General features: G+C 58.1%; 8 protein-coding genes. 6 read left to right on the plus strand and 2 right to left on the minus strand.

Annotated features, from left to right (window positions below; all coding sequences use genetic code 11):
• The first annotated feature begins 45 nt into the window (after positions 1-45).
• Positions 46-1851 carry an ABCB family ABC transporter ATP-binding protein/permease gene (locus tag ACR0JX_RS06190; protein WP_480542326.1) on the plus strand — a complete coding sequence of 602 codons (1806 nt, stop codon included), beginning with the start codon at positions 46-48 and terminating at the stop codon, positions 1849-1851.
• Between the two features lie 66 nt (positions 1852-1917).
• Here ACR0JX_RS06190 and ACR0JX_RS06195 read toward each other — a convergent pair whose 3' ends face one another.
• Positions 1918-5685, minus strand: coding sequence for an efflux RND transporter permease subunit (locus tag ACR0JX_RS06195; protein ID WP_480542328.1), 3768 nt, complete (start codon positions 5683-5685; stop codon positions 1918-1920).
• Positions 5682-6908, minus strand: a complete 1227-nt coding sequence (locus tag ACR0JX_RS06200; protein WP_480542330.1) for an efflux RND transporter periplasmic adaptor subunit — start codon at positions 6906-6908, stop codon at positions 5682-5684. Before ACR0JX_RS06200 ends, ACR0JX_RS06195 begins: the two co-directional genes overlap by 4 nt.
• Positions 6909-7134: 226 nt before the next feature.
• Here ACR0JX_RS06200 and ACR0JX_RS06205 point away from each other — a divergent pair, with 226 nt between their 5' ends.
• From ACR0JX_RS06205 to ACR0JX_RS06225, 5 genes are all read left to right on the plus strand, one after another.
• The gene (locus ACR0JX_RS06205) at positions 7135-7806 is read left to right on the plus strand and encodes a hypothetical protein (protein ID WP_480542332.1); all 672 of its coding nucleotides are present in this window, start codon (positions 7135-7137) and stop codon (positions 7804-7806) included.
• Positions 7807-7845: 39 nt separating this feature from the next.
• On the plus strand, positions 7846-9168 hold the full coding sequence (locus ACR0JX_RS06210; protein ID WP_480542334.1) for a PQQ-like beta-propeller repeat protein: 1323 nt from the start codon (positions 7846-7848) through the stop codon (positions 9166-9168).
• A gap of 48 nt (positions 9169-9216) precedes the next feature.
• Positions 9217-10680, plus strand: a complete 1464-nt coding sequence (gene der, locus ACR0JX_RS06215; protein ID WP_480542336.1) for a ribosome biogenesis GTPase Der — start codon at positions 9217-9219, stop codon at positions 10678-10680.
• Positions 10681-10842: 162 nt separating this feature from the next.
• Positions 10843-11829 carry a fatty acid desaturase gene (locus tag ACR0JX_RS06220; protein ID WP_480542338.1) on the plus strand — a complete coding sequence of 329 codons (987 nt, stop codon included), beginning with the start codon at positions 10843-10845 and terminating at the stop codon, positions 11827-11829.
• Positions 11830-11915: 86 nt separating this feature from the next.
• Positions 11916-12515 (plus strand): helix-hairpin-helix domain-containing protein, encoded by a 600-nt coding sequence (locus ACR0JX_RS06225; protein ID WP_480542340.1) that lies wholly within the window; start codon positions 11916-11918, stop codon positions 12513-12515.
• Positions 12516-12534: the final 19 nt, after the last annotated feature.

Below are 12534 nucleotides of genomic sequence, written 5' to 3' on the forward strand. Positions count from 1 at the left end.
TATCTCTGACCGCAGATAAGGCACGTGATGAGACGGACGGCCCCGATGACTTCTGACGAAATGGCCGAGATCGACGAACGCCGCTCGGGCTGGCGAACGATCCGCAAAGTGACGCCGTATTTGTGGCCCGAGGATGAGCCCTGGGTGAAACGCCGGGTGGTTATTGCGATGGCCATGCTGGTGCTGGCCAAGCTGATCGCGGTTTATACGCCGATCCTGTACAAAGGGGCGGTCGATGCATTGGCCGGCGAAGGGGTGCCGCCCGTGGCGCTGGGTGCAGTCGGGTTGACAGTTGCCTACGGTGTCGCGCGGATGATGACTGTGGGCTTTCAGCAGCTACGGGATGCAGCCTTTGCACCAGTGGGTCAGAGGGCCCTGCGCGCGCTGGCGCTAGAGACCTTCCAGCATATCCATCAGCTTTCGATGCGGTATCACGTCTCCCGCCGTACCGGCGGGCTTAGCCGGATTATCGAGCGTGGCGTAAAAGGGGTCGATTTTCTACTGCGGTTCTTGCTGTTCTCAATCGGGCCGCTGATTCTGGAATTGCTGTTGGTCGCCATCATCCTGATGTGGCTGTTTGATGTCTGGTATCTGGTCGTCGTCGCCGTGACGATCGCCCTTTACATCTGGTTTACCTTCGCGGTCACCGAATGGCGCGTGAAACTGCGGCGCGAGATGAACGACCAGGATACCGAAGCGAACCAGCGCGCCATCGACAGCCTGTTGAACTTTGAAACCGTTAAGTACTTCAACGCCGAAACGCGTGAGGCTGAACGGTACGATGTGTCGATGAAAGCCTATGCCGGGGCGGCGTTGAAAACAGCCTATTCGTTGGCGTTTCTGAATTTCGGCCAGTCCTTTCTGATCACCTGTGGCTTGATCGGTGTCATGGTGCTGGCAGCCATTGGTGTGCAAAACGGCTCACTCACCGTGGGCGATTTTGTGATGGTGAATGCCTACATGATCCAGATCACCGTGCCACTGAACTTTCTGGGCACAGTGTATCGCGAAATCCGACAGTCCTTAGTTGATATGGGGCAGATGTTTGATCTGTTGGAACAGCCTGCCGAGGTTGAAGACAAGCCCGCGGCGCCCGACCTTCAGGTCAGCGGGGGTGAGGTTACCTTGCAGGATGTGCGTTTCGGCTATGAGGCCGAGCGCGAAATCCTCAAAGGTGTGTCCTTGACCATCCCCGCCGGACAGACAGTGGCCATCGTTGGCGCGACCGGATCAGGTAAGTCGACCATCGGGCGTTTGTTGTTCCGGTTTTACGACGTCACTGGCGGATCGCTGAAGATTGACGGACAGGATGTTCGCGACGTGACGCAGGACAGCCTACATGCCTCTATCGGTGTGGTGCCGCAGGATACTGTCCTGTTCAATGACACCATCCGTTACAACATCGCTTATGGTCGGGATGGCGCGACGCAGTCGGATGTAGAAGAGGCCGCACGCGCAGCGCAGATACACGAGTTCATCACCTCTCTGCCTGAGGGGTACGATACCAAGGTTGGCGAGCGCGGGTTGAAACTGTCAGGCGGTGAGAAGCAGCGCGTTGGCATCGCCCGGACGCTGCTTAAGAACCCACCCATTCTGCTGCTGGACGAGGCGACCTCGGCGCTGGATACCGACACCGAGCAAGAGATCAAAGATGCCTTGGCCCGCGCGGGTGAGGGGCGCACAGTTATTACGATTGCCCATAGGCTCAGCACGATTGCCGAGGCGGATCAGATTGTAGTTCTGGAAAGCGGCGAGATTATCGAACAAGGCACCCATGATGCATTGTTGGCGCATGAGGGGCGCTATGCGCAGCTTTGGAGCCGCCAGCAATCAGATACTCAGGTTGCTTGATCTGATCTTTGTTCAGCCACTATTCGACGCAACAAAAAAAGGGCCGGGTGATCCGGCCCTTTTGATTTACTCCGCAGCTTTCAAGGGTGCACCGGGTGGTGCGTCGGGCGTTTTGTCCGCCGCTGCGGGGGGATCTGTCCAGACCAGCTCGGTCGCCTGCATGGCGCGCGCGCTGCGCCCGATGGCCATATCCTGCGCGATCTGGCTAGAGCGGCCGGCGGTGACGCGTGCCAGCACCCTGCCGAACCAGATCGCGTAGGTTGTCACCCAAACGCGTAGCGCCAGCATTGAGGGCGTGACAATCAACGTCAGAACCGTTGCGATGCCCAACCCGAACACCACGGCAGTTGCCAGCTGCTTCCACCACAAGGCTGTCGGGCTGTCGATTGTGTAGCCGCCATTGATGAAGTCCAGAGACAGGCCAAACATCATCGGCGTCAGGCCCGCCATGGTGGTCAGGGTGGTCAGCAGAACCGGGCGAATCCGGGCTTCGGCTGTGCGAACAATCGCATCAATACGCGGCATATAGCGGCTGTATTCCTGATAGGTATCAATCAGAACAATGTTGTTGTTCACCACAATCCCCGCCAGCGCCACGATCCCGGTGCCGGTCATGATGATCGAGAAGGGTTGCTCCATCACCAGCATCCCGATCAACACCCCGGTGGTCGATAGGACCACGGCCAATAGAACCAGGATCGAGTTGTAAAAGCTGTTGAACTGCGCCAGCAGGATCACGAACATCAAGCCCAACGCACCGGCAAAGGCATTCATCAGGAAGGCCCCGGATTCGGCCTGATCCTCCTGATCGCCGGTCCATTCCCAGCTGATCGCAGGGTCGAACGGGCTGGTGTCCAGCCATTCGGTCAGAACAGCGATCCGCTCGTTCGGGTTGATCAGGCTGGTCCGCGCATCACCATCGTCGATGGCTGTGCGCAGCTCGTCAATCGAAGCTGCACCCGTCAGCATCACCAGATCGAACTGCTTGCCATCCGGCATGGTCAGGGTTGATGCGGTGGGCTCTGTGCCGTCCTCAAGCGCGCGGACCACGGCCAGACGCTCTTCGGTGCCGTCACTGCCGTTCACAAACAGCTTGCTCAGGCCCGGTTCAACATCCGCTTTTACATCGTAGTAGCGCTCCTGATCAATGCGGTTGATCTCGGCCAGTTTGGGCACCGGTTGGCGTGTGACAAAGTTCGACAAGGGCACCAACCCGTCAGGTGTGCGGACTTTCAAGGTATCCAGCGTTGACAGCACCCGATCTTCCTCGGGCAGGCGAACGCGAATTTCGATTTCTTCATCCGTGCTATCAGGGCGCATCTCTCCCAGCAGAATGCCACGTGTGACCAGTTGAACCATCGCACCAACGGTCGCCACATCGGCGCCGAAACGGCCCGCTTTGGCAACGTCCACATCAATCTGCCAGTCGATGCCGGGCAGGGGCAGGGTGTCTTCAACCTTGATCAGGCCGGGTGTCGTATCGAACTGCGCGCGTGCGGCGTCAGTGGCTGCGGTCAAGCTGTCCCAATTGTCACCCTTGATCCGCAGATGCACGGGCTTGGCCGAGGCGGGCCCTTGTTCTAGCGCCGCTATTTCGACAACAAACCCCGGCAGTTCGGCCAGTTGAGCCCCCAGCTCTTCCAGGACAAAGTCGCCGTCATACTCGGGGGCGACGGAATGGCGATCAAACAAGCCACCCAGAATGGGTTCGTGTACATTGGGGCGATCTTCCCATGGGATGATCTCGAACTGGACACGACCAACCGTGTCTGCCGGGGCTTCGGCCCCTCCATTGTTCTGATTCAGACCGCCTTCGCCCGCAAATGAGAACACATTGATAACCGCTGGATGCGCGGCAATAACCTGTTCTGCTGCCAGCACCATGGCGTCTTTTTCATCAAGCGACAGGTTCCCGCGGGCGCGCACATAGGCGGTGGCCTGTTCCGGCTCGCTTTCGACGAAAAACTCAACTCCGCGATTGTTTTCCCCGAAATATGTAACAACCGAAATAACGGCAAACCCCACAGCGACGATTGAAACGATTGGCATGATTGGATTGCCGACCAGAAACTTGATCGCATATCCGAAAGTCGTGTGCTCTTTCGCTGTATGAACGGTGGTATCTGGCGCGCGTTCGATTTTGGCGGCGCCCAGGGTTACCGACCCGGCAAATGCGCCGAAGATCATCAGCACAGCGCCCGCAAATGATCCACCAACCGGTAGCAAATATCCCGGATTCAGGACCTGCATCGCACCCAGGAAAACAAGGTAGAACGACGGTGCCACCAATACGGCACGCAACCACCATGGGGTGCGTGCGCGCAACCAGTTCGACGAACGGTCGAAGACACGGCTCAGCCGTCCGGACACGCCGCCCATGACCGGCAGGTAGATCAGCGCAACGATGAGCGAAGCGGACAGAACAAAGATCAGGGTAACCGGAAGCATCCCCATGAACTCACCCGGAATACCGGGCCAGAACAGCATTGGCAGGAATGCGCAAAGTGTAGTGGCGGTTGACGAGACGATAGGCCAGAACATACGCTGCGCAGCCTGCACATAGGCATGCATCGGCCCAACGCCCTCCTTGATGCGCTTGTCCGCGAATTCGACAACCACGATTGCGCCGTCCACCAGCATACCCACGGCCAGGATCAAACCGAACATCACGATGTTCGAGATACTCACTCCCATGACCGCGAGAAATGCGAAACACAGCAGGAACGACGTAGGGATCGCAAAGCCTACCAGCAAAGCTGCGCGCGAACCTAGCGAAGCCAGAACAACGATCATCACCAGCGCAATCGCCGTCAGAACCGAGCCTTCCAACTGGCTGACCATCGAACCGACAATGCGGCTTTGGTCGTTTGATGTGCCCACATCGACAGCCGCCTGCAGTTCAGGCGGCCATTTACTTTGCGCTTCGGCCACTGTGGCTTTGACCTGCTCAACCGTGTCGATCAGGTTGAACCCTTTGCGCTTGACCACCTGCAAAGCGACGGTTGGTACATTGTCGAAACGGGCCGTACCCTCGCGATCTTCAAAGGTATAATTGATCTCGGCCAACTCGCCCAAGGTGACAACCCGGTCGCCATTGACCTTGATCGGAAGGCCATACACGTCGCTTGGGGTTTTAAATGATGATGGGATTTTGACTGAGAATGTGCCCTGTGCAGTATCAACTTCACCGGCTGCGATCAGTTGGTTGTTGTTGCGAACAACATCAATCAACTCAGCTGCGGTGACGTTATAGGCTTCAAGCCTTAACGGATCGATGATGACTTCCAGCAGCTCGTCCCGATTGCCGGCGATCCCGGCCTCGAGCACTGAATCCAGTGCCTCCAGCTCGTCCTGCAGGTCTTTGGCGACGCGCGCCATCGTGCGTTCCGGCACAGCGCCGGTCAGGTTGACGATCACGATCGGGAATTCGGAAAAGTTTATCTCGAACAGCGAGTATTGTTCGGCCCCTTCCGGGAACTCGGCCTGCGCACTGTTCATGGCATCGCGTACATCTGCCATGATCGCGGTCTTGTCCCATCCGAAATCAAATTCGAGCGCGATACCGGCATAGTCTTCGGCAGCCGTGGCGGTCATTTCTTTCAGACCGTCAAGATCAGCGAGTTCCGTCTCCATTGGCTTGACCAAAAGGTTCTCGGAATCCTCGGCGGAAATGCCCGGAAACTGGACCGACACAAACAGGGCCGGGATTTCAATATCCGGCTCGCCTTCTTTCGGCAGATTCACATAGGCAAAGCCGCCAATGACCAGCGAAATGGCGATAAAGGCCAGAACCATTCGGGCCCGATCAGCGGCCCATGCGACAACACCTGTCATTGCGACGCTTCCTGATAGGTTGGGGCGACAGTGACGCCCCGGATCACGAATTCCTGTCCGACGACTATAATATCAACTGTTTCTGCCAATCCGCCAACCCAAACGCCCTCGGCCGTGTCGCGCAGCACGCGGATGGGTGCAAAATCGACAATATTCCCCGCTCCAACCGTCCGAACGCCCAATTGACCCTCGTTGTTCAGCGTCAATGCTGACTGAGGCAGCAAATGTGCCTTGGCCCCTTCGGCAGCAATGCGAATCGTGGCGGTTTGTCCATCGCGGATGGTCAGGTCCGCATTGGGCACGGTGATTTCCACCTCGAAGGTACGGGTGGTTTCATCCGCTGAACGGCTGAGGAATGTCACGCGGCCTTCAACCTGTCGACCCGTGACCAATTGTGCAGATGCTTCAGCACCGACTTGTACGCGATTGACCTCGGTCTCGGGTACAAATCCAACCAACTTGATCGGGTCCAGCTGAATTACCGTGGCACAAAGAGAGCCAGGCTGCATCAAGCTGCCCAATTCTGCCGTGTCGCTTTCCAGCAGACCTCGGAACGGGGCGTTTATGGTCAGGCGGTTGATCTCACGCTGAGCGGCTTCGACCTCTGCCGCGGCTGCCTCGATACCCGCGCGGGTGGCTTCTAACCCCGCTTCGGCGGATTTGATACCGGCTTCGGCGGTACTCATCGCAGCTTCGCTGGAAATACGACGGGTCTCTGATCCGAACCCGGTTTCTGACAACTTCTGAGCTGCCGTCAGGTTGATTTGCGCTTCGGCAACAAGGGCGTGCGCCTCCTCCAGCCGTGCCTCGGATTCGGGTACACGGCTTTCCGCTTCCAGCTTCCCGGCCATTGCCTCGGCCAGGCTGGCGGGACGGCTGCCGGGATCTAGTTCGCACAGCAGATCGCCGCTTTCGACAAAGGCGCCGCGCCGCTTGGGTTCTGACACAACGGTCGATGTGGTTTCTGCCAGCACTTCAACCTGACGGTTCGCTTGTGTTTCGCCGCGCAACAGAACGGCGCTGTCGATCTCGCGCGCTTGTGAGCGAATAGCCACCACGCGCACCGCGTCTTCGGCTGCGGCGTCCGGGTTTTCACCCTCAGCGGCGGCAGGCGCATCCGCGTCGTCGCGCCCGGCAAATGCAAATAGCGAGTCGCGCTCAAAAACCAGAAAATACAAAGCAACAATCACCAGAAGGGCGTTGATGAATGAAATCAACCGCATAAAGTGGTACTCCCAGAGTTCCGTATCAGAAAATATCTGACATTCATGCCTGTAGATGGGGTTCGGCATGTGGATTTTCTACGCTGAACTGAATAGTTCGGTTCACTTTTTTTCGCAAGGGCGGACTCTGGCATCAAGATCGTGCGAAATCCGGCTCTTGGCTTGGCCGTGGCGGCGGGGTATGACATGGCGCACGAATGCAAGACAGAACAGCCCGGGGGCAGGGATGAGCGATACCGACAGTTTCATCGATGAGGTCACAGAAGAAGTCCGGCGCGACCGGATGTACCTGCTGTTGCGCCGCTGGGGCTGGGTTGGTGTTGTTGCGGTCATCCTGATCGTAGGTGGCGCGGCCTTCAATGAGGTCCGCAAAGCGCGCGAAACAGCACGGGCACAGTCGCTGGGTGACGAGATTCTCGCGGCATTGTCCGAGAATGATTCCGCCGCGCGGGCTGCTGGTTTGCAAGGGATTGAGACCCAATCTGCGGGTGGCGAGGCGGTTTTGAACATGTTGCTGTCCGCGTCGCAGATCGAAGCCGGTTCGGAGCCGGATGCAGTAGCCAGCCTGAATGCAATCGCTGTGCAAGGGGATCTGCCGGAAATCTATCGCGCGATTGCACGCTTCAAGGCGCTCTTGCTGCAGACAGATACGATGCCAGTTGCAGAGCGGCGCTTGCAGTTTGAGGCGCTGGCCGGCCCTGGTGCACCGCTGCGCCTGCTGGCGGAAGAACAATTGGCGCTCATCGACATTTCCGAAGGCAATGTGGATGCGGCCCTGGATCGTCTGCAAGCGCTGCGACAAGATGCCGAGATCGGGATCGATATGCAGCAGCGTGCCGCGCAACTGATCACCGCTTTGGGTGGCGAGCCGGACCCGTTAGTGGCACAACAAGGCTAAGCTGACGGGAAGACAAAGGACAGGCGAGTTCGGATTGATATGGTAACAAATGTATTCTCCCGCATGGGGCTGCCCGCTGCGGCGATTGCCCTGACCACGTTGGCTGCCTGCCAAGAGCCCGAGGTTATACTTCCCGGCGCACGCGAAGACATCCGGCCCGCATCCGATACCGAGACTGTGGAAACGCAAGGGTCGCAGCCCATCAGCCTGCCGGCGCAAACTGCGAACAGCAGCTGGTCACAAAGCCCCGGTACGCCTGCCTTCAGAACAACCCATGCCGCGTTGCGGGCTGCGCCGCAGCGGGTGTGGTCGGCTTCGATCGGTGCAGGCGACTCGCGCAAGCAGCGCATCACTGCCGAGCCCGTTGTCGCCGGTGGACTGATCTATACGCTGGACGCGGCCAGCACCGTTTCGGCGGTGACGCCTCAGGGGCAGGTGGCATGGACTGCGGACCTTATCCCTGCCACGGACAAAGACGGTGATGCCACAGGTGGTGGCATGGCCTACGCGGATGGGGTTCTTTATGTGTCATCCGGTTTTGGCCGTCTGACCGCGTTGGACGCCAAAAGTGGTGCCGTTCGCTGGCAGAATCGCCTGAACGCAACAGGCAGTGGTTCGCCCTTGGTTTCAGATGGGCTTTTGTATCTGGTCGCGGGCGACGAAACCGGCTGGGCCATCACGACCAAGGATGGGCGCATCGCTTGGCAGATCGAAGGTACCCCGAGCGTCGGCAATGTTCTGGGTGCGCCTGCGCCGGTCATTGCCTCGGATCTTTCAGTATTTGCGTTCGGATCAGGGGACATCGCTGCCACCTTCCGTCGTGGTGGCATCCGTCGTTGGAACGCCTCGGTCGCTGGTGGGCGTCGGGGGCGGGCCGCCGCCCAGATCGTGGATGTCACGGGTTCCCCCATGGTGGTCGGCGACACGATCTACATCGGAAATCACTCGGGCCGCACCGTTGCGTTTGACGCTGCATCGGGTGAGCGAAATTGGACCGCAGATGAAGGCGCGGTCGATACGGTTTGGCCTGCAGGTAACAGCGTTTTCCTGATCAGTGATCGCAGCCAGCTGGTACGCCTGAGTGCTGCTGACGGGTCCGTCATCTGGGCGCAGGATCTTCCGGGTTTTGTGAAAGACCGCCCAGGACGGCGCGGGCCGATTGTGGCCCATTATGGCCCGATTTTGGCGGGTGGGCGTCTTGTGGTGGCGTCCAATGATGGCTATCTGCGCTTCTTCAATCCGGTTGACGGATCGCTGATCAATCAGGTCGAGGTGCCGGGCGGCGCAACAACAACGCCTGTTGTGGCCAACCAGACATTATACGTCGTCTCGACCAAGGGTGATCTACACGCTTTCCGTTGACCCAAAGATACGCTAAAGGGCGCATCTTGAGTCTTGAAAGTTGAGAACATGTCGTTGACCCTCGCCATCGTGGGGCGCCCGAATGTGGGCAAATCCACTCTGTTCAACCGCCTTGTCGGCAAACGTCTGGCCCTGGTCGACGACCAGCCCGGCGTGACGCGCGACCTGCGCGAAGGCGAAGGGCGGCTGGGCGATCTGCGGTTCACGGTTATCGACACGGCGGGTCTCGAAGACGCAACCGATGACAGCCTTCAGGGCAGGATGCGCCGCCTGACAGAACGTGCGGTGGATATGGCCGATGTGTGCCTGTTCATGATAGACGCGCGTACAGGGCTGACCCCAACGGATGAGATGTTTGCCGAGATCCTGCGCAAACGCTCGAAACACGTGATTTTGGCTGCCAACAAGGCCGAAGGCTCGGCGGCGGATGCCGGTGTGCTTGAGGCCTACAATCTGGGTCTGGGCGAACCTGTGCGTATGTCGGGAGAGCATGGCGAGGGGATGACGGATCTCTATGCTCAACTTATGCCCTTGGCAGATGCGGCTGATGAAAAGGCCGAGGATGACGCGCCCATCGTCGATATCGAGCTTGATGAGGATGGCGAGGGCGAAACTCCTCTGATTACGGCAGCGAAGCCCTTGCAGGTTGCCGTCGTAGGCCGCCCGAATGCTGGTAAATCCACGCTGATCAATAAAATCGTTGGCGAAGATCGTCTACTAACCGGCCCCGAAGCCGGGATTACCCGTGATGCGATCAGCCTGCGGATCGACTGGGCCGATCCCGATGGCGACAGCACTCCTATGCGGATTTTCGACACGGCGGGGATGCGCAAAAAGGCCAAGGTTCAGGAAAAGCTTGAAAAACTCTCGGTGTCAGATGGCCTGCGCGCTGTGAAGTTTGCCGAAGTTGTGGTCGTCCTTCTGGATGCGGCGATTCCCTTCGAGCAGCAGGACCTGCGCATCGCTGACCTGGCTGAGCGCGAAGGGCGCGCCGTGGTTGTTGCCGTCAACAAATGGGATATCGAAGAGGACAAGCAGGAAAAACTGCGTGACCTTAAGGAGTCATTTGAGCGTTTGCTGCCGCAACTGCGCGGTGCGCCGCTGATCACCGTATCGGCGAAGACGGGTCGCGGGCTTGAACGCTTGCGTGCTGCGATCCTGCGTGCGCATGACGTCTGGAATCGCCGCGTACCTACAGCTGCGCTTAACCGCTGGCTGACCGCAATGCTGGAGCAGCACCCGCCACCAGCACCCCAAGGGCGTCGGATAAAACTGCGCTATATGACCCAGGCCAAAACCCGCCCGCCAGGATTTGTGGTGATGTGTTCACATCCCGACAAGATGCCCGCCAGCTACACTCGCTATCTGGTGAATGGTTTGCGCGAAGATTTTGACATGCCCGGCACGCCGATCCGCCTGACCCTGCGGGGGCAAGGCGACAAGAACCCGTATAAGGGACGGCGCAAGAAAAATGCCGGTGCTTTGGCCAAGCATCTCAAGGGTAAGGCGTAACTGCGCCAATTTTCAGCGTTTTTAGCCTTGGGGCGTGACAGCGCCTTTTCCCCGCGCTAGCATTCGTCTGCGTGCATATGTTTTCATGCGCGCGGCTTGTACGCGGGCAATCCGCGCTTATTTTTGGTTCAAATTAACCAGGCCTCGTGGGGAGCGCATTGGATGGATCTTAGGGAATATACAAGACAATACGCAGTTCAGGATAACAGGCTGGCAGCGCTAAGCTATTTCGGAACTTTTGCGGTGTATTTTGCATCGCTGGCTCTGGCGATCGCGTTCGTGGATCGCTGGTATATCATGGTTCCGGCTGGCATCGTTTTTGCTTTCTCAGCCGTACGTCTTTATGTGTTGCAACATGACTGCGGGCACCATTCGCTGTTTGAGACGCGGCAACAGAATGAATGGGCGGGGCATGGGTTGTCGCCGTTTACCTTCGCGCCGTTCGAGGTCATGAAGCAGAACCACAATCTGCATCATTCGGGGATCGGCAATCTGGAACACCGTGAAACCGGTGAAATCCACACCATGACCCTGCGGGAGTGGTCTGAGGCAGACTGGAAGAAACGCCTGTTTTATCGCCTGTATCGCAATCCGTTCATCCTTGTGCCCGTTGGGGCGTTGTTCACCTATTTCATCCGCTATCGCTGGCCCAAGAACACGGTCCGATTCGGCGTTGCCGGTGTTCTTCTGCACAACCTGTCGATCATCGTGTTTCTGGGGCTGCTCTGGCTGATCGCGGGGACAACGGGCATTCTGGTCTGGCTTGTGTTTTCGTTTATCGGCGGAATGCTGGGTGTGTTCCTTGTCTATCTTCAGCACAACTTTGAAGACACCTATTGGGACAGGCGGCCTGATCTCGATCCTAAAATCGCAGCGCTGCAGGGATCTTCGGCTTTGGACTTTGGATGGTGGTTCGATAATGCGGTGGCCTGTATCACCCTGCATGATATCCACCATTTCAATGCCCGCATCCCGTCTTACAGGCTGCGTGCCTGCCACTATAACCTGCCGCCTGAATACACCCCGCGCCGGATCAAATTCCCCGAGGCTGTGGCAGCGCTGAACCTCAAACTTTGGGACGAAGATGCAAAGCGTCTGGTGCCTTTTCCGAAAAAGGGGCGCACGGCCAATTTGGCCCATAGCAGTTAAGATCGCAGCAAGTGGCCGTCGTGACTTGAAGGTTTGTATATCCAGTGTATATACGTAGATGCAGGGAATGAGAGAAAGGACCGATAATGACCGCAGTGACCAACGTAAAAGGTGTGGGAGACGTGCTCTCCACAGCTTTGGCCGCCAATGGCTATAAGACAGCCGAAGCCATGGCAAAGGCCAAGCCCGAAGATCTGGTCAAGGTCCCTAGAATTGGTTTGGCGCGCGCCGCTGTTCTGATCGCTGCTGCCAAAGAAGCAATCGCTTCGAAACCCGCCACCGCGAAGCGCGCCCCGGCAACGCGGCGGGCTGCGACACGCAAACCGGCGGCTCGCAAACCCGCGACCCAAAAAACTACTACGCGCAAAACCGTTGCTGCCGCCGCAGCTGAAAAACGTGCGGAAGAAGCCGCGAAGAAAGCCGCCGAGGAAAAAGCCGCTGCCGAAGCCGCCGAGGCGAAGGCGAAGAAGAAGGCCAAGGCAAAAGCAAAGGCTGAAAAGGCCGCCAAGAAACGTGCCGAGATGGAGGCCGCGTTCTCGAAAGCCAAGGACAAGGTGAAGGCCAAGTCGAAGAAGGACAAGAAGTCCAAGAAGGACGACAAGAAAAAAGACGCTGGTAAGAAGGACAGCAAAAAGAAAGATAAGAAAAAGGATAAGAAAAAGGATAAGAAAAAGGCGAAGAAGTAAGCCTTCCTCGCCCTTTGGG

This window comes from Ruegeria sp. AH7, assembly GCF_056541325.1.

Bases quoted from the DNA above. Each gene is read 5' to 3' on its own strand.
- ACR0JX_RS06220 (WP_480542338.1), top strand. From the start codon at position 10,843: ATGGATCTTAGGGAATATACAAGACAATACGCAGTTCAGGATAACAGG.
- ACR0JX_RS06210 (WP_480542334.1), top strand. From the start codon at position 7,846: ATGGTAACAAATGTATTCTCCCGCATGGGGCTGCCCGCTGCGGCGATT.
- ACR0JX_RS06200 (WP_480542330.1), bottom strand. From the start codon at position 6,908: ATGCGGTTGATTTCATTCATCAACGCCCTTCTGGTGATTGTTGCTTTG.
- ACR0JX_RS06195 (WP_480542328.1), bottom strand. From the start codon at position 5,685: ATGACAGGTGTTGTCGCATGGGCCGCTGATCGGGCCCGAATGGTTCTG.
- der (WP_480542336.1), top strand. From the start codon at position 9,217: ATGTCGTTGACCCTCGCCATCGTGGGGCGCCCGAATGTGGGCAAATCC.
- ACR0JX_RS06190 (WP_480542326.1), top strand. From the start codon at position 46: ATGACTTCTGACGAAATGGCCGAGATCGACGAACGCCGCTCGGGCTGG.
- ACR0JX_RS06225 (WP_480542340.1), top strand. From the start codon at position 11,916: ATGACCGCAGTGACCAACGTAAAAGGTGTGGGAGACGTGCTCTCCACA.
- ACR0JX_RS06205 (WP_480542332.1), top strand. From the start codon at position 7,135: ATGAGCGATACCGACAGTTTCATCGATGAGGTCACAGAAGAAGTCCGG.